The 17,695-nt window shown below is 63.7% G+C and carries 16 protein-coding genes and 1 tRNA gene; 16 read left to right on the top strand and 1 reads right to left on the bottom strand.

The window, feature by feature from the left end; translation table 11 throughout:
* Positions 1 to 150 precede the first annotated feature (150 nt).
* The 16 genes from RHPLAN_RS21515 (at position 151) to mazG (ending at position 16,752) form a co-directional block, all read left to right on the top strand.
* Positions 151 to 242: transfer RNA gene (locus RHPLAN_RS21515), tRNA-Ser, on the top strand.
* 31 nt (positions 243 to 273) lie between these two features.
* Positions 274 to 1,017 carry a tetratricopeptide repeat protein gene (locus RHPLAN_RS21510; protein WP_157100794.1) on the top strand — a complete coding sequence of 248 codons (744 nt, stop codon included), beginning with the start codon at positions 274 to 276 and terminating at the stop codon, positions 1,015 to 1,017.
* Positions 1,018 to 1,824: 807 nt separating this feature from the next.
* The gene (locus tag RHPLAN_RS21505; RefSeq protein ID WP_068021720.1) at positions 1,825 to 3,393 is read left to right on the top strand and encodes a porin; all 1,569 of its coding nucleotides are present in this window, start codon (positions 1,825 to 1,827) and stop codon (positions 3,391 to 3,393) included.
* Positions 3,394 to 3,827: 434 nt separating this feature from the next.
* The gene (locus RHPLAN_RS21500; protein WP_068021711.1) at positions 3,828 to 4,787 is read left to right on the top strand and encodes a septal ring lytic transglycosylase RlpA family protein; all 960 of its coding nucleotides are present in this window, start codon (positions 3,828 to 3,830) and stop codon (positions 4,785 to 4,787) included.
* A gap of 111 nt (positions 4,788 to 4,898) precedes the next feature.
* On the top strand, positions 4,899 to 6,071 hold the full coding sequence (locus RHPLAN_RS21495; protein ID WP_237179879.1) for a D-alanyl-D-alanine carboxypeptidase family protein: 1,173 nt from the start codon (positions 4,899 to 4,901) through the stop codon (positions 6,069 to 6,071).
* A gap of 38 nt (positions 6,072 to 6,109) precedes the next feature.
* A complete protein-coding gene (tmk, locus tag RHPLAN_RS21490; RefSeq protein ID WP_068021709.1) occupies positions 6,110 to 6,778 on the top strand; it encodes a dTMP kinase in 669 nt (222 codons plus the stop codon).
* On the top strand, positions 6,775 to 7,806 hold the full coding sequence (locus RHPLAN_RS21485; protein WP_257730261.1) for a DNA polymerase III subunit delta': 1,032 nt from the start codon (positions 6,775 to 6,777) through the stop codon (positions 7,804 to 7,806). The genes tmk and RHPLAN_RS21485 overlap by 4 nt, the downstream gene beginning before the upstream one ends.
* A gap of 239 nt (positions 7,807 to 8,045) precedes the next feature.
* A complete protein-coding gene (gene metG / locus RHPLAN_RS21480; RefSeq protein ID WP_068021708.1) occupies positions 8,046 to 9,611 on the top strand; it encodes a methionine--tRNA ligase in 1,566 nt (521 codons plus the stop codon).
* A gap of 18 nt (positions 9,612 to 9,629) precedes the next feature.
* Entirely contained in the window at positions 9,630 to 10,424 is a 795-nt protein-coding gene (locus RHPLAN_RS21475) for a TatD family hydrolase (RefSeq protein ID WP_068021706.1), read from the top strand.
* The gene (locus tag RHPLAN_RS21470) at positions 10,421 to 11,221 is read left to right on the top strand and encodes an MBL fold metallo-hydrolase (protein WP_068021704.1); all 801 of its coding nucleotides are present in this window, start codon (positions 10,421 to 10,423) and stop codon (positions 11,219 to 11,221) included. Before RHPLAN_RS21475 ends, RHPLAN_RS21470 begins: the two co-directional genes overlap by 4 nt.
* A 105-nt stretch (positions 11,222 to 11,326) precedes the next feature.
* On the top strand, positions 11,327 to 12,004 hold the full coding sequence (locus tag RHPLAN_RS21465; protein WP_198164440.1) for a cysteine hydrolase family protein: 678 nt from the start codon (positions 11,327 to 11,329) through the stop codon (positions 12,002 to 12,004).
* A gap of 23 nt (positions 12,005 to 12,027) precedes the next feature.
* Complete coding sequence (locus RHPLAN_RS21460) at positions 12,028 to 13,005, top strand: Bug family tripartite tricarboxylate transporter substrate binding protein (protein ID WP_068021700.1); 978 nt, start codon at positions 12,028 to 12,030, stop codon at positions 13,003 to 13,005.
* A gap of 376 nt (positions 13,006 to 13,381) precedes the next feature.
* Positions 13,382 to 13,909, top strand: coding sequence for a Dps family protein (locus tag RHPLAN_RS21455; RefSeq protein WP_068031621.1), 528 nt, complete (start codon positions 13,382 to 13,384; stop codon positions 13,907 to 13,909).
* Positions 13,910 to 14,011: 102 nt separating this feature from the next.
* Positions 14,012 to 15,100 carry a Dyp-type peroxidase gene (locus tag RHPLAN_RS21450; RefSeq protein ID WP_068031618.1) on the top strand — a complete coding sequence of 363 codons (1,089 nt, stop codon included), beginning with the start codon at positions 14,012 to 14,014 and terminating at the stop codon, positions 15,098 to 15,100.
* The gene (locus RHPLAN_RS21445; RefSeq protein ID WP_068021697.1) at positions 15,093 to 15,911 is read left to right on the top strand and encodes a family 1 encapsulin nanocompartment shell protein; all 819 of its coding nucleotides are present in this window, start codon (positions 15,093 to 15,095) and stop codon (positions 15,909 to 15,911) included. Before RHPLAN_RS21450 ends, RHPLAN_RS21445 begins: the two co-directional genes overlap by 8 nt.
* Before the next feature lie 13 nt (positions 15,912 to 15,924).
* Positions 15,925 to 16,752 (top strand): nucleoside triphosphate pyrophosphohydrolase, encoded by an 828-nt coding sequence (gene mazG, locus RHPLAN_RS21440; RefSeq protein ID WP_068021695.1) that lies wholly within the window; start codon positions 15,925 to 15,927, stop codon positions 16,750 to 16,752.
* On the opposite strand, the gene RHPLAN_RS21435 is transcribed toward mazG, so the two are convergent.
* On the bottom strand, positions 16,749 to 17,684 hold the full coding sequence (locus RHPLAN_RS21435) for an ABC transporter substrate-binding protein (protein WP_068021694.1): 936 nt from the start codon (positions 17,682 to 17,684) through the stop codon (positions 16,749 to 16,751). The genes mazG and RHPLAN_RS21435 overlap by 4 nt on opposite strands.
* Positions 17,685 to 17,695 lie beyond the last annotated feature (11 nt).

Raw genomic sequence — 17,695 nt, 5'->3', positions numbered from 1 at the left:
CGAACCGGTTGCAGCCCCGATAGGTCGGACTGTGGGGTGGGGGCTGGTCGGGCCGGAACCTGATGTTGACGGTGCCGGAAGGGCGGATCGACGGCATCCCCAGCAATGGTTTGACGCTGCGTCGCGGGTTTTGTAGGCATTCGGCCGCGCGGAGAGGTGGCCGAGTGGCTGAAGGCAACGGTTTGCTAAATCGTCATACGGGTAACACCGTATCGTGGGTTCGAATCCCACCCTCTCCGCCAATTTGCCTGTAGCGGATTGCGCGGTCTGACCATGCCCACAACAGAGGAGCTGGATGCGCTCTTGGCGCAGGCGATGGCTGCGCACCAAGCCGGCCGATTTGCCGAGGCGCAATCGGCTTATCAGACGGTGTTGAGTCATGTGCCGAACCATCCACCGACGCTGCATTTTCTGGGCTTGAGCTACTTCCAGCAGGGCAACGCGAACCACGGCATCGAGTTGATGCGCGGAGCGCTGGGGTTGCAGCCAGATTATGTTGACGCGCATTACAATCTCGCCACAGCGCTGCAAGCTCTGGGGCGCACGGACGAAGCCATGGATCACTATCGCCAGACCCTGGCGCTGGATCCGGCAAATATTGGTGCGCGCAACAACCTCGGTGCGATTCTGCTGCATCAGAAGGCGTTTTCTGAGGCGATAGATCATTTTGAAAGCGTGCTTGCGACCGATCCTGGATTTGCCGAAGCGCACTCAAATATCGCTGTCGCTCTCAATGAACTCGAACGTTATGAAGAAGCGGCCCAGCGCTGTCAGACAGCGCTCCAAATCAATGCGCGCAACGCTGGCGCCCAACTCAATCTCGGCGTCGCGCTCAACGGGCTCGGGCGATACACCGAGGCGTTGGATGCTTACCAGCAGGGACTCGCGTTCGGCGCGGACGAGGCGACGGTGCAGCTTCAAATAGGCAACACGCTGACCAAGCTTGGCCGAGCTGAAGAAGCATCGGCGGCTTTCGACAGGGCGTCGGCGCTACGGCGCAACCGTGCGGGCCATTGATCGGTCACGGCGGCCACGCCGCAATGATGGAGCCATTGGCTCCACGTTGAAGGCAAAACTCGTGGTTGATTGCCGAACAAGCACAGATTCAAATCTCCGCTGGAGGCAGCGTCTGCCCAAGGCTTTCGCGCGAGCCATATGACGCGTGGTTCAACCCAAGATTTCTCGGCGCGACCCGTCGACGAATCGCATGTGTGGCGCGGAAAGCGGCGCGACTCAGTGCTGATGAACACGGCTTGGCCTGCGGCCTAAGCAATATTCATTCGGGCTGCGATGTAAATTTTTTCGTAAGTAACTGATATATTATAAAAAATGGCGGCCTGCGTCGGCTGTATTGGGCAGTTCAACGGCCTCTCAAAACCCCACCGGATGTCGCGCCAAACCTGTTTCTATTAAGCCACACTTACCCGCCCAAAAGGCTTCGATAGCCGTCTCGGGTTGGGCGCTGGTGTGATTTTCGGATGCTTGCAGGATCGGTTGCAGCCGTAGAATTTCCCGAATTTTCAATGCTTTGCATGAAGTCACAAAAATCTTTCCGGAGTTGTGCACAGCGCCGTGCCCTTCGTGCAACACCCCTCCGGAAACCAGCATTCAGGCCTGTGGGAAGGGGTGTTCTTCATTGCCTGCCAGTTCCCTTGGGCTAAGGTGCCTGTGCGACGGAGGGGGGCTTCCCCAAGTCGTCCCGTCTGGGATCCCGCGTTTGTTCTGGGTTTCTGGGTGGTTCGCGGGGAGATAAGGGGACCTTCCAGGGGCGCTGCTCCGGCAAGACCGAACCCTCCCACCGGAAGTAAACACGGAGGAACAACAATGAAGATGGTGAAAAGTGCTTTCCTCGCATCGGCGGCGGGTCTCGTCGCGATGTCGGGAGCACAGGCGGCCGATCTTCCCGTTAAGGCCAAGCCGGTCGAGTACGTGAAGGTTTGCTCCCTGTATGGCGCTGGGTTCTACTACATTCCCGGCACCGATATCTGCATGAAGATCGGTGGCTACGTTCGCTACCAGCTGAACAACGGCACGGCGTCGATCACCGCTGGCCCGTTCGCGGGCGGCAACACGATCAACAACCGCCTGGGAACCCAGGACGGCATCGCGCAGCGCGTTCGCGCCATCGCGACGTTCGACACCCGCCAGCAGACCGCGTACGGCACCCTGCGCACCTACCTGTTGATGGGCTTCACCCAGGACAGCAACGCCAACGCCGGCCTCGTGTCGGGCGCGGGCTCGAACACGCCGGTCTACATGACCCGCGCGTTCATCCAGATCGCGGGCTTCACCTTCGGCAAGGCGACGTCGTTCTTCGACTTCGTCTCGTCCGCGGCGGTGGCCTACAACGCCGGCTACACCTACTCGCCGGACACTGGTGATCCGGGCCAGCTCGTCGGTTCGTACACCGCGCAGTTCGGCAACGGTCTGTCGGCAACGGTCGGCATCGAGCAGAGCCGGCGCAACAACACCATCAACTGGAACGGGACAACCGCTGGCGCGACGCTCTTCGGCGCTCTCGGTGGTGCTGACAACCTCTCGCCGGCCATCGCGCAGGCGAGCAACATGCCGGACATCGTCGGCAACATCCGTATCGACCAGGCCTGGGGCTCGGCGCAGATCTCTGCGGCGGCGCACCAGGTTGGCGCGGGCTACTATGGCATCGCCCCGGGTGGCGGCGTCGGTGGCACCGGTCTCTTCGAGGGCAACGGTCATCCGGACGACAAGTGGGGCTGGGCGGTCAGCGGCGGTCTGCGTTTGAACGCGCCGATGTTCGGACCTGGCGACTACTTCCAGGGCGCGGTGGTCTACTCTGAAGGCGCGACGCGGTATGCCTCGTTCACGCCGACGGGTGGTGGCGCTCTGGCGTACTGGAGCGGCGCCAGCGTCGGCTTCGGTCATTCCGACGACGCCTACGTCGCCGGCAATGCGCCGGGCACCGCTGTCTTCGGCACGGGTGCCAACGCTACCAGCAACAACGACATCCAGCTGACGACGGCCTGGAGCGTGTTCGCGTCGTTCGAACACTTCTGGACCCCGGCTCTGCGCACGTCGCTGTACGGTTCGTACGTCGACTTCTCGTACAACGGCACCGCCAAGTCGCAGTTCTGCGCCTTCGCAACGGCCTCAGTCGGTCAGGGTGCTGGCGGTCCGGGCTGCAACCCGAACTGGTCGGCCTGGAACATCGGCTCCCGTTCGCAGTGGAACATCACCAAGGACCTCTACGTCGGTGTCGACGTGATGTACAGCAAGCTCAACACCGCGACGCTCGGCGTGAACACGCTCGCTCTGGGCAACGGTGTTGTCACCGGCAAGGGCGCTGGCATCTACACGATCAGCGACCAGGACGTGGTGTCCACGACTTGGCGTATTCACCGCGACATCGTTCCTTGATCTCAGCGTAAGCTGAAGACCGAAGAACAAGGCCCCGGCGGGAAACCGCCGGGGTTTTTCGTTTGAGCGTTGAGATCGAGCTTTGAGCCGGGCGTATGGGCGCCCCTGCGCCGCACCGCCGCCTGACCACATCAACGACTGATGCTCGGGCAGCCCCCCGCGTACCGTCGAATCGCGCACCGGACCGTTGCCCACCGCCGACTGCGACCCGCGCTGCAACGGGTTCCGAGGCTCTCTATGGTTACGAATCGTTTACCATATCGCTCCCGGCCCCATTTTGGCCGGCTTTCGGCCGCGGTATTGTTAACAGTTGGATGCCATGAGGGGAGAGGCGGCAGGGCAGTGCTGCCTGGGCATCTGATGCCGTTGGAATGCACATTGGGGACTGCATGGGGTTGAGCAGCTTGGGGACAGGCTTTGGGGCGGCCTTGAGCATGGTCGCGCGCGCAGGCGCGGTCGGTTGCTGCTGCCTGGCGCTGGCCCAGTGCGGCGGGTCGGTTTCCAAGCTCGATCCCAAGTATGGCGTGTCGGCGAGCCCGAGGCTGGTCCAGCTCGGGGAGCCGGTTCCCAAGGGCGGCGGTACCTACCGGGTGGGCAAGCCCTATGTGGTGGGCGGCCGCACCTACAGCCCCGAAGAGAATTCCAACTACCGGGCCGAGGGCATTGCGTCCTGGTACGGTGAAGACTTCCACGGCCGCCAGACCGCCAATGGCGAAATCTACGACATGCAATCGATTTCGGCCGCGCACCCGACGCTGCCGATCCCGAGCTATGCCCGCGTCACCAATCTGAAGAACCAGCGCTCGATCATCGTGCGCATCAACGATCGCGGACCGTACCACGCCGACCGCCTGATCGACGTGTCGTCGCGCACGGCGCAGCTTCTCGGCTTCTCCGACACTGGCACCACCCAGGTCCGCGTCGAATACGTCGGCAAAGCATCATTGGCTGGTTCCGACGATACGCGGCTCGAGGCCACGCTCCGCCGCGGCACGCCGGCTCCTGGGCCGAATGAGCTTAAGGCCGCTACCGTGCAAGCCTTCAATATGCGCTCCGAGCAGCCGCCGATCAGCGGCCGAGTACCGACGCCGTCCGATCGGCCGTTCGAACTCGGCCACGACGACAACGGGGCGCGCATGGCCGCGCGCGCGCAGGCCCAGAATGTTGCCTCTGTCGAGCGTGTGCCGCTGGCGCCGCCCGCGGCACAATCCCGGCAGAAACTGTCGTTCGTCAGATCGGCCAATGCGGGCGAGGCGACGAATTTTGACTCGCGGTTCGCGCCGGCGAACAGCATGCCGGCTGCGCCCAACCGCGCCGAGCCGGTCTCGGCCTATGCGGGCCAGGGCGGCACGCCCAGGCAGGGCGCGGTGATAAGCGGCCGCGGCCTCTATTAGAGGTCATTTACGGCCTCCAAACTTGCCATTTTAAAGCCCCCGAAGGCTTGTTAAGAATTGACCCGATGCAGGGTGCGCTTGCGCGCGGGCTCGAGTGTGCAGGAGTGCGGCATGCGGCGACATGGTTTGGCAATGGCCTTGGCAGGGCTGATGGCGGCGTCGATTGCGCCCGCGGCCGCAGCGCCGCCGCAGACCAGTGCCCCTCACGCTATCCTGGTCGAGGCCGAAACCGGTTCGGTGCTCTACGAGAAGCAGGCCGATGACCTGGTTGCGCCGGCAAGTCTTGCCAAGCTGATGACCGTGAGCGTGGTGTTCGATCAGATCGAACTGGGCAACATCAAGCTCGACGACACTTACCTCATCAGCGAGAACGCCTGGCGTAAGGGCGGAGCGATGTCGCACGGCTCCACCATGTATGCGGTGCTGAACAGCAAGGTCCGGGTCGAAGATCTGCTGAAGGGCATCCTGATCCAGTCCGCGAACGACGGCTGTATCGCGCTCGCCGAAGGCGTTGCCGGCAACGAAGCCTCGTTTGTCCGGATGATGAACGACCGCGCCCGAGAGCTCGGTCTGACCAAGTCAACCTTCACCAATGTCGACGGTCTGCCCGATCCCAAAATGCGCGTGACGCCGCGCGAGCTTGCGATGATCGCGCGTCACATCGTCAACACCTATCCGGAATTTTACAAATGGTTCGGTGAGCGTGAGTTCACCTGGAACAAGATCCGCCAGCAGAACCGCAATCCGATTCTCGGCACCGTCGAAGGTGCCGATGGCCTGAAGACCGGCTTCACCAATGAGGCGGGTTACAATCTTGTCGGTTCGGCGACCCGGAACGGGCTCCGCCTGATCCTGGTCATCACCGGGCTGAAGAACGCCAAGGACCGCGGCGACGAGGCCAAGAAGCTGATTGATTACGGTTTTCGAGAGTTCGAAGCCCGGCCCCTGTTCGCGGAGAACCAGACCATCGCCGAGGCCAAGGTCTATGGTGGCGCGCAGGGCAAGGTTCCGGTCACGGCCGGCGCGCAGATCAAGCTCATGGTGCCGCGCAATGTCAGCGAGCGCATCAGCGCCAAGATGGTCTATTCCGGTCCGGTCCGCGCGCCGATCCGCGAAGGCCAGGAGATCGGCAAGCTGCAGGTCATGCGTGGCGAAGCCAAGGTCCTCGAGGTTCCGGTGCAGGCCACCGAAGCCGTAGAGGTCGGCTCGGTGACGCAGCGCGCCTTCGATGCCGCAGCGGAACTTGTGGTCAACGTGTTTCGCTCCGCGGCCAAAAGGCTATAACGCGGCTATAAATCATTGCGTCTCGTCTGGATTGGAATATGCGCGGACGCTTCATCACCTTTGAGGGCGGCGAGGGCACCGGCAAGTCGACGCACGCGTCGTTGCTCGCCCAGCGCATCAAGTCATTCGGCATAGGCACGCTCCTGACACGCGAGCCGGGCGGCTCGCCGGGTGCCGAAGTGATGCGTTACGTCTTGCTGTCAGGCGCGGTACGGCCGCTCGGCGCCGAAGCGGAAGCGGTGGTGTTTGCTGCCGCCCGCGACGATCATCTCACCACCATGATCCGACCGGCACTGGAGCGCGGAAAATGGGTGGTGTGCGACCGCTTCGCCGATTCCACGCGCATCTATCAGGGCGTCGCCGGCAAGGTCGATCCGCTGGCGATCAAGGCCATGGAGCGGATCATCGTCGGCGACACCAAGCCCGATCTGACGCTCATTCTCGACGTGCCTGCAAAAGAAGGTATGAAACGCGCGGCGGAGCGCCGCGGCAGCGGCAGCACAGACCGGTTCGAAGGCGAAGCGCTGTCGTTTCACGAGAAGCTCCGTGACGGCTTCCTGACGCTCGCGGCCAATGAGCCGGACCGCTGCGTGCTGATCGACGCCACGTCGTCCAAAGAACAGGTCGCCGAGCAGATCTGGCGCGTGGTGTCGAAAAAGCTCGATCCCGCAAGCGCGCCGATCGCCTTCGAGGATTTCAAGGTTTGAGCCCCGCGGCCGACGGTGAAATCCCGCATCCGCGCGAGAGCATGGCGCTGTACGGCCACGCCGAGGCCGAAGCTACGCTGCTGTCGGCCTATCGCAGCAGCCGTGTGCCCCACGCCTGGCTGATCGGTGGCGAGAATGGCATCGGCAAGGCGACGCTGGCCTATCGTTTCGCGCGCTTTGTGCTGGCTCATCCCGATCCGAAATCGCCCGCGGTGCAGAAGGCGAGTTCGCTCACGGTGCCGTCCGACCATCCGGTGGCGCGGCGCATCACAGGCCGGGCCCACAGCGATCTCCTGGTACTCGAGCGCGTCATCAACGAGAAGACCGGCAAGCTGTTCACTGAAACCCGCGTCGAGCAGGTGCGCGAAAGCGTGTCGTTCTTTGGCTCGACCGCGGGCGAGGGGGGCTGGCGCGTCGCCATTGTCGACCCGATCGAAGATTTGAACCGGACAGGAATCAATGCGCTGCTCAAGGTGCTGGAGGAGCCGCCGCAGCGGGCGCTTCTCCTGCTCACGACCGATGCACCGGGAAGGGTGTTGCCGACCATCCGTTCGCGCTGTCGCGCCCTGGTCCTGCGGCCGTTGCCGGAGGACGACGTCGCGAAAGCAGTTGCGATGGCGCTCGGCGAAACCAAGATCAGTGACGAAGTCCGCGCCGCGGCGGCGGCATCGGGCGGCTCGGTCCGTCGCGCATTGATGCTGCTGGAAGGCGACGCGCTGGAACTGCGCCAGCAGATGCTGACCCTGCTTGCACGGCTGCCCGAAGTTGACCCGCGCGCCTTGCACGCATTGGGCGATGAGATCGCTGGCACCGATGTCGAGACGCTCGCGGCGTTCATGGATACCGTCAATGCGTGGCTCGGCGACCGACTTCGCACCGAGCCGCAGCAGCCGGAGCGACTCGCCCGCATCGCCGATGTGTGGGCCAGCGTCAATGCGGCCGGCCGCGACACCGAGGCCTACAATCTCGACCGCAAGCCATTCGTGTTTTCGGTGTTCGGAAAGCTCGCCGATGCGGCGAAGGCTTAAAACGGTAAGTTGGTAGGCCCTCTCGGCCGTTCGTCGCCGCGCATAACCGTTCGAAGGACGGCGTCGCGTCGCTCGCCTGTGGCAGGGACCCAGCGCAAAAAGGCTGACAATCCCTCCGGGCAGAACTGGATTCCCGCTTTACCCGCAATGAACGGGGTTGTGGGCAGCCACCAGGCCAGCAAAACCGGGCAGGGCGGCCTGTTGCCGTTCCGCCGTGGCGTTGATACCTACGGGGCCTTATGTCGGAAAAACCCCGCTATTACATCACCACCGCGATTGCCTACCCCAACGGGCCGCCGCACATCGGCCACGCCTATGAGGTGGTCGCGACCGACGCCATCGCCCGCTTCAAGCGGCTCGACGGCTACGACGTGTTTTTCCTCACGGGCACCGACGAGCACGGCCAGAAAATCCAGCAGACCGCGACGCGCGAGGGCATCACGCCGCGCGAGCTCGTGGACCGCAATGTCGTGCAGTTTCGGGCCATGGTCGAGCGGATGAACTGCTCGAACGACGACTACATCCGCACCACGGAAGACCGCCACCACCGTTCTTCGCAGGCCATCTGGGAACGGATGGAGAAGAACGGCGACATCTACCTGTCGAAATACGCCGGCTGGTACTCGGTGCGTGACGAGGCCTACTACGCCGAGGACGAGACGCACGTCAACGAGCACAAGGTCCGGCTCGCCACCAAGACCGGCACGCCGGTCGAGTGGGTGGAAGAGGAAAGCTATTTCTTCAAGCTCTCGGCCTATCAGAAGAAGCTGCTCGATCTCTATGAGCGGCCGGACTTCGTGCTGCCGAAGGAGCGCCTCAACGAGGTGGCGAGCTTCGTCAAGGGCGGCCTGCAAGACCTGTCGATCTCGCGCACCACCTTCGACTGGGGCGTGCGCGTGCCGGGCAACGACAAGCACATCATGTATGTGTGGGTCGATGCGCTGACGAACTACATCACGGCGGCGGGCTTCCCCGATGTCGATGGCGAAAAATTCAAGCGCTACTGGCCGGCCGACCTGCACGTGATCGGCAAGGACATCGTGCGCTTCCACGCGGTCTACTGGCCGGCTTTCCTGATGTCGGCGGGCATCGAGGTGCCGCGCCGCATCTTCTCGCACGGCTTCCTGTTCAACCGCGGCGAGAAAATGTCGAAGTCGGTCGGCAACGTGATCGATCCGTTCACGATGACCGATGCCTATGGCGTCGACCAGTTCCGGTATTTCTTCCTGCGCGAGGTGCCGTTCGGCCAGGACGGAAACTACAGCCACGAGGCGATCGTCAATCGCATCAACGCGGATCTTGCGAACGACCTTGGCAACCTCGCCCAGCGCTCGCTGACCATGGTCAACAAGCAACTTGGCGGAAAGCTGCCGCAACCCGGCGTGTTCAGCGATAACGACAATGCGATTTTGGCCGCGACCGACGCCATGATCGGCACTGCGCGCGAGCACATGAAAACGCAGCAGCTGCATCAGGTGCTCAACGCGATGTGGGCCGTGGTCGCAGACGCCAACCGCTATTTTGCGGGCGAAGCGCCCTGGGCGCTGGCCAAGACCGATCCGGCGCGGCAGGGCACGGTGCTCTATGTCACCGCCGAGGTGATCCGGCAGGTTGCGATCCTGTGCCAGCCATTCATCCCTGCCTCGGCCGGCAAACTTCTGGACATTCTTGGAGTTCCGGCCAGCGAACGCTCGTTCGATCGGCTGGGCGATGCTGGCAAGCGCATTGCATCGGGCGTGGCGTTACCCGCTCCCGCTCCGGTGTTTCCGCGTTATGTCGAGCCTGCCGAGACGGCGAAAGCCTGAACTGAAATCGAACCTGCCATGCTGGTCGACAGTCATTGCCATCTCGATTTTCCGGACTTCGCGCAGGAGCTCGATGCGGTCGTCGGCCGCGCCAAGGCGGCCGGTGTGGGCCGTTTCGTGACGATCTCGACACGGGTGCGTAAGCATGGCGATCTGATCGCCATCGCCGAGCGCTTTCCCGATGTGTTCTGCTCGGTCGGCACCCATCCGCATCACGCGGATGAGGAACTCGACATCGGCACGGTCGACCTCGTCGCGCGCACCCGCCATCCGAAGGTCGTGGCGATCGGTGAGGCGGGCCTCGATTATCACTATGACAACGCGCCACGCGATGCGCAGGAGCAAGGCTTCCGCGCCCATATCGCGGCTGCCCGCGAGACGGGATTGCCGCTCGTGATCCACGCCCGTGAGGCTGACGCCGACGTGCTGAAAATCCTGCGCGAGGAGACGGGGAAGGGGCCCTTCCCGGCCGTGCTGCATTGTTTCACCGGCGGCCGCGAGCTCGCCTTCGGCGCGGTCGAGCTCGGCCTCTACGTCTCGTTCACCGGAATTCTCACTTACAAGAAAACCGACGAGCTGCGCGCCATCGCTCGCGACCTTCCGGCGGAGCGTGTCCTGGTCGAGACCGACGCGCCTTATCTCGCGCCGGGAAAATTCCGCGGCAAGCGTTGCGAGCCGGCCTATGTGGCCGAGACCGCGAAGGTCCTGGCCGACGTCCGCGGCGCAAGCGAAGGCGAGATTGCGCGCCAGACCACCGACAATTTTTTCCGGCTGTTCAGCAAGGTGCCACGACCCGCGGAGTTGGCTGCGTGAGCATGAAATTCACGATCCTCGGCTGCGGGTCATCGATGGGGGTACCGCGGCCGGCGCTCGGCTGGGGCGCCTGCGATCCGAAAAACCCAAAGAACCGCCGGCGGCGCACCTCGCTGCTGGTCGAGCGCAAGGGTGATAAAGGCACCACCACGGTCCTGATCGACACTTCGCCGGACCTCCGTGAGCAACTCATCGACGCCGACGTGCCCTGGGTCGACGGCGTGCTGATGACCCACGATCACGCCGATCACTGCCACGGCATCGACGATCTGCGGGCCCTCTTCGTAGCCAAGCGGCGCCGGGTCGACGTCTACGCCAACCAGGAGACCGCCAAGACGCTGCGCGAACGCTTCGGCTACTGCTTCGCGACACCTGAGGGCAGCCAGTATCCGCCGATCGCGAGGGAGCACCTGATTGCCGCAGGCAAGCCGGTGACCATCGACGGGGAAGGGGGCTCGATCACCGCCCTGCCCATCCTCCAGCAGCACGGCGATATCCCCTCGCTGGGATTTCGGTTTGGCGCCTTCGCCTATTCCTGCGACCTCAACGACATGCCGTCTGAAAGCGCCGCGGCGCTGGCCGGCGTCGAAGTCTGGGTGATCGACGCGCTGCGGTACAATCCGCATCCGAGCCACTTCAGCCTGGCTGACGCGCTGAGATGGATCGAGCGGATCAAGCCCAAGCGCGCCATCCTGACCAACATGCATTCCGACCTCGACTACGAGACGCTCCGTGCCGAGTTGCCGACGCATGTCGAGCCGGCCTACGACGGCATCAGCGTCACGCTTTCGGGTTGAGAAGCTGCGCTTCTCAGTGCGGGCTGGCCGGGATAGGCTGAGCTGTCTTCGCCTCAGCAGTCATCTGGACGCGCCATGCACAAGCAGCAGATCGACGAGTATTTCGTGAACCGCGCGAAGTCGAGCCGCGGTGGCCGGCTCAACGCCCATGAAACACTCGATGCTGCCAGGACCGCTTTGGTGGTCGTCGACATGCAGAATTTCTTCGTCCAGGACGGCATGCCGGCTGCTGCGCCGGTCGCTAAGGCCATCGTGCCCAATATCAACCGGCTGGCGCAGGCAACGCGCGCGGCAGGCGGCATCGTCGTCTGGATCCAGACCGAGGCGCTGATCAACGAACCTGACGACTGGGCAAACCGGAGAGAGGCTTTGAGCGCCGAGGGCTGGAGCCGTCGCCAGACGCTGCTGGCCAAGGACGGGGCGGGCTTTCCGATCTACGAGACGTGCGAAGTGCGTCCCGAGGACAAGATCGCATTAAAAACCCGCTACTCCGCCTTCATTCCCTATCCTTGCGAACTCGATACCGTGCTGAAGCACAACGGGATCGACACGCTGCTCATCACGGGCGTCGCCACCAGCAGCTGCTGCGAGTCGACGGCGCGCGATGCCGCAATGTGGGGATACCGCACCATCATGGTTTCGGACGGCAACGCCGACCAGACCGATGCCTTGCACAATCACACGCTCGGCAAGTTCCTCGTCACCTTCGGCGATGTGCAGTCGACCGACGATCTGATCGCGAAACTTGAAAGCGGCCGGCGGTCCGCGACCGCTGCTGAGTGAGTCATCCACGATCCGGTAAAACGATGAGCGCTTCCCGTCGCGTGTTTCTCAGTCTGTCGGCCGGTGCGGTCGCGCTGCCGGCGCTGTCCCGGATGGCCAGCGCTCAAGCTTATCCGTCGCGACCGGTGCGTGTGATCGTGACGGCTGCGGCTGGCGGCTCGGCGGACATTCTGGCCCGGCTGATCGGCTCATGGCTGTCCGACCGGCTGGGGCAACAGTTCATCATCGAAAACCGGGGCGGCGGAGGCGGGAACATCGGCACGGAAGCGGCCGTGCGTGCTGCGCCTGACGGCTACACGCTGCATTTCACCGCGACGTCAGACGCCATCAACGCGACGTTCTATCCCGGACTCAGCTTCAGCCTGACGCGCGACATCGTGCCGATTGCCTGCGTCATTCGCGGGCCCTTCGTGATGGTCGTGAATTCGTCGTTTCCGGCCAAGACGGTCCCCGAGTTCGTCGCCTATGCCAAGGCCAACCCCGGCAAGATCAGCTTTGGGTCGGGCGGCACTGGATTCGCAGCCCATATCGCCGGCGAGATGTTCAAGCAGATGACCGGCGTCGACATCGTTCATGTGCCATATCGCGGCCAGGCGCCGGCGATGAACGATCTTCTCGGCGGCCAGGTGCAGCTCATGTTCGATCCGGTCGTTTCGTCACTCGGACACATCCGATCCGGCGAACTGCGGCCGCTGGCGGTGACCACAGCGACGCGGTCCGAGGCGCTGCCGGATGTTCAGCCTCTGAGCGACTTCGTTCCCGGATATGAGGCGAGCATCTGGTTCGGGGTCGGCGCTCCCAAAGGCACGCCTGCCGAGATCACTGCCAGGCTCAACAAGGAGATCAATGCGGGTCTGGCCGACGCCAAGGTCAAAGGCCGGCTCGCGGATCTGGGCGCAGTCCCGGCGGTGATGACCCAGGCCGAGTACCGCCGGTTCGTTGCCGACGAAATCGAGAAATGGGGCAAGGTGGTTCGAGCCGCCCATCTCAAGGCCGGTTGACCCTGCCGTTCGAGACGACGACGCGCCCTGGCGTTCTTAAAGTGACCTCTTAGTATTTCTCGCTATTGTTTTGATAAATCGCGTCAGTCGAGGGCGGTGCGTTATATTTTCGATGCAGAAACTCACGAAGTATCCAGGCCTTATCGCCAATTCCTCGACAATTTTAGCGATCTATCTCCGTACGTTCCGGCAAATACGATCTAATAAAAATATTCCATAATATGTCTTATGCGAATTAGGGCGTAGCCTCCGAGCAAGCCGGCTTTGCTGCTCGCCCGGCTCTATGGAACGGCCTCCAGGACCGGTGGTTGTCGTGCGCGGACGCTGTCCCGGCCGCCCAAATCCTATTTCCATCCGAGGTGCCCCCGTGAGCAAAGTGACCAAGCTGAAGACGCGCAGGCCCGCCGCCGGGCTCGACACGCCGACCGATCTCGATGAAGCCGCAGTGACCGCCGTATCCGAGGCCCTGAACGGGCTGCTGGCGGATGCCTTTGCGCTGTACCTCAAGACCAAGAATTTCCACTGGCATGTCAGCGGGCCACATTTCCGCGACTACCATCTGCTGCTCGACGATCAGGCCGCCGAGATCTTCGCCGCCACCGACGACATGGCCGAGCGCGTCCGCAAGATCGGCGGTACCACGCTCCGCTCGATCGGCCACGTCGCCAAGCTCCAAAGCATCGAGGACAATGACGAGGATTTCGTCCCGCCGGGCGACATGCTCAAGGAGCTGATGCATGACAACAAGAAGGTCGCCCAGCGGATGCGCGAGGCTCACGAGGTGGCCGACGATCACGACGATGTCGCGACTGCGAGCCTGATCGAGAACTGGCTCGACCAGACCGAAAAGCGCACTTGGTTCCTGTTCGAGGCTGCCCGGGATTCCACCGACCACGGCCACTAGAACGACGGTGCTCCGGCTCCCGTCGCCCGGTCACCGGGACGCAAAGTGGACATGTTTTGTCTGCCTTTGCGATCTCCCGGTGAGCAGGGCAGTATGGAACCCATGCAGGATGTCCCGTTAACAACCACGGCCACGGCGGCTGTGGATGGCGTGGTTTCGCAAGCGGTTGCGTCACCCCTCACCCGGGCGGCGATTTTTCTGGTTGTGACGATCAATCCGGGCCCGGATGCTCGCACGGCGGTCCGCTCGTTTTGCGCGGACCTTGCGGGGTTGGTCCGCGCGGTGGAATTCCGCAACCTGGAGGCGGGCCTGACCTGCGTCATGGGGATCGGTTCGGACGCATGGGATCGCGTGTTCGGGCAGCATCGGCCGGCCGGACTGCATCCATTCCGCGAGATCAAGGCGGGCTCCCGCCATGCGGTCTCGACGCCGGGCGATCTGCTGTTTCACATCCGCGCCAGGAACATGGACCTCTGCTTCGAGCTCGCGACCCAGGTCATGGCGAGTCTGGGCGACGCGGTTTCGGTGGTCGATGAGGTTCACGGGTTTCGTTATTTCGACGACCGCGATCTCCTGGGCTTCGTCGATGGCACCGAGAATCCGCGCGGCCAGGCGGTGGCCGAGGCTGCGATCATCGGCGAGGAGGACCCCGCATTCATCGGCGGCAGTTACGTCATCGTGCAGAAATATCTGCACGATATGGCCGGTTGGAACGCGCTGTCGACCGAGGCGCAGGAGCGCATCATCGGCCGCGCCAAGCTCACCGACATCGAAATGGACGCTGCAACCAAGCCGACCTCGGCGCACAGCGCCCTCACCGTGATCACCGAGAACGGCCAGCAGCTGCAGATCCTGCGCGACAACATGCCGTTCGGGAATGCGGGCGCGGGCGAGTTCGGCACCTACTTCATCGGCTATTGCCGGACGCCCCGGGTCACCGAGCAGATGATCGAGAACATGTTCATCGGCCGCCCGCCGGGCAATTACGACCATCTGCTCGATTTCAGCCGTGCGGTCACCGGGACACTGTTCTTTGTGCCATCGGCGACATTTTTGGACGCCGTCGAGGCCGACGATGGCGGTGCGGCAACGCCGCCCTCGCCGCCGGCAACCGAGCCCGCGCCATCCGCGGGCGTGTCGGATGGTTCGCTCGGCATCGGCTCGCTTAAAGGAGAAGACCGTCATGAATAACCTTCATCGCGAGCTGGCCCCGATTTCCGAGGCGGCGTGGGCAGACATCGAGGAAGAGACCAAGCGCACGCTCAAGCGCTATCTCGCCGCCCGTCGTGTGGTGGACGTCAACGGCCCTGGTGGCGTCGGCCTTTCTGCCGTCGGCACCGGCCACCTGAAGCCGATCACGGCCCCCGGTGACGGCATCATCGCGCGGCAGCGCGACGTCAAAGCGCTCGTCGAGTTTCGCGTGCCGTTCGAACTGGATCGCCAGCAGATCGACGATGTCGAGCGCGGCGCGGAAGACTCCGACTGGCAGCCGGCGAAGGATGCCGCCCAGAAGATCGCCTTTGCCGAGGACCGCGCCATTTTCGATGGTTACGCCGCGGCGGGCATCGGCGGCATCCGCCAGGGCACCAGCAATCCGGTCATGACGTTGCCGTCCGATGTGCGTCACTATCCGGACGCCATTGCCCAGGCGTTGAGCCAGTTGCGGCTCGTCGGGGTCAACGGGCCCTACTCGGTGCTGCTCGGCGCCGATGCCTACACGGCGCTGTCGGAGTCCAGCGACCACGGCTATCCGGTGCTCGAGCACATCAGAAAGCTCGTCAAAGACGAGATCATCTGGGCTCCGGCGCTGGCTGGTGCTTTCGTGCTCACCACCCGGGGCGGCGATTTCGACCTGCATATCGGCCAGGACGTGTCGATCGGCTATCTCAGCCACACCGACAGCGTCGTGCGGCTCTATCTGCAGGAGACGCTGACATTCCTGCTGCTCACGACGGAAGCCGTCGTCGCGCTGGCGCCGTCCACGGACAAGAAGAAGACCTGAGCGGCGACCGACTGTGAAGCCATCCAAGGACATCGCCAGGCTCATCGAGATCATGGCGGCATTGCGCACGCCCGGCACGGGCTGTCCGTGGGACCTCGAGCAGAATTTCGCGACCATTGCGCCCTACACGCTCGAAGAGGCCTACGAGGTGGCCGACGCCATCGCCCGTGGCGATCTTGACGACTTGTGCGACGAGCTGGGCGACCTCCTCCTCCAGGTCGTATTCCATGCGCGGATGGCGCAGGAGCAGGGCGCGTTCGAGTTCGGCGACGTGGTGCAGGCCATCACCGAAAAGCTCATCCGGCGCCATCCGCACGTGTTTGGCGACCTCACAGGCAAGACCGTCGACGAGGTCAACGGCCTGTGGGACCAGATCAAGGCCAAGGAGAAGGCCGCGAAAAAGGCGAGGATGGCCGCCCGCGGCATGCCGGTGGAGAGCGGAGCGCTGGCCGGCGTGCCGCTCGGCATGACCGCCCTCACCCGCGCGCTGAAGCTTCAGGACAAAGCCGGCAAGGTCGGCTTCGACTGGAACGATCCAAAGGCGGTGCTGGCGAAGATCCGCGAGGAATGCGACGAGATCGAAGCCGAGATCGCCTCGGGCGATCGCGACAAGGCTTCGGCCGAGGTCGGCGATCTGTTGTTCGCGATGGTCAACCTCGCGCGGCATCTCGGCACTGATCCTGAGGCCGCGTTGCGCGGCTGCAATCAGAAATTCGTCCGCCGCTTTGCCTCGATCGAACGCGCGCTGGAAGCGCAAGGCAAGCGGCCGCAGGACGCGACGCTCGCCGAGATGGACGCGCTGTGGGACGCCGCCAAGGCGGCTGAAAAGCAAGGCGCTTAATCCGATATGCCCGCGGCCTGCAGATACTGCCGGTCGACAAAGCGTTCCGGCCCCGGCGCCGGTGATTTGATTACGCCCCTCTCCTCCATGAACGCGATCACTTGCGCCAGGCCCGGCAGGCTCATCTCGCCGGCCTTGGGCATCACGCCGCGATCGGGTTCGAGATAGAGCGCGAGCGTCTGCCGCGCGATCGCCTCCGGCGTGCCGGTGACGGTCACCATGGTCTGGATGACCTCCTCGCGATGGGCCGGATCGCGGAAGTAGCGGAACGACGAGGCGAGCGCCCGCAGGAAACGCACGAGCACGTCCTTGTGCTCCGCGCCCCACGCGCGCTTCACCGCCAAGAGCTGGAACTGGAAGGCCGAGACCGCTTCGGTCGAGATTCCGAGCCTCCGATAGCCCGCCGCCGTCGCGATCAGATCCTCCGGCTGGCTGAGCGGCACCGCGTCGCATTCGCCGGTCTTCAGGCAATCGAACCGCACCGGCGTGCCGACCAGCTCCTTGACGCGATAATCGGTCGCGCCAAGGCCATGCAACGCCAGGAGCTTGCGCATCGAGACCGAGATCATGTCGATCGATAGCGACAGGCCGATGAGCCTGCCCTTGAGCTCCGAGTAGCTTGCGATCTCGGGCTTCACGATCAGGCTGTAGATCGGGTTGGCGGTTTCGCTGGCGATCCCAACCGCGTTGGAGCCGCGCAGCACCGCTTCGATCAGGTACGGCGTCGCGGTCTGCGTGACATCGACTTCGCCGCGTTCGAGAGCCGCCACCATCTTGTCGGTGCCGCCCGGGATCAGGACGCGTTCGAGCTTGATGTCCTCGCGGCTCAGGAAGCCCTTGCTGTCGGCCAAGTGCAGATAGACCGACGACGTGCCGCGCACGGTCGATGGGATCTGGCCGAAGCGAAGCGTGATCGGCTCGGCCGATGCCATGCACAATCCGG

The organism is Rhodoplanes sp. Z2-YC6860, from assembly GCF_001579845.1.
Taxonomy (GTDB): Bacteria; Pseudomonadota; Alphaproteobacteria; order Rhizobiales; family Xanthobacteraceae; genus Z2-YC6860.
This window is presented reverse-complemented; position numbering and strand designations above follow the sequence as displayed.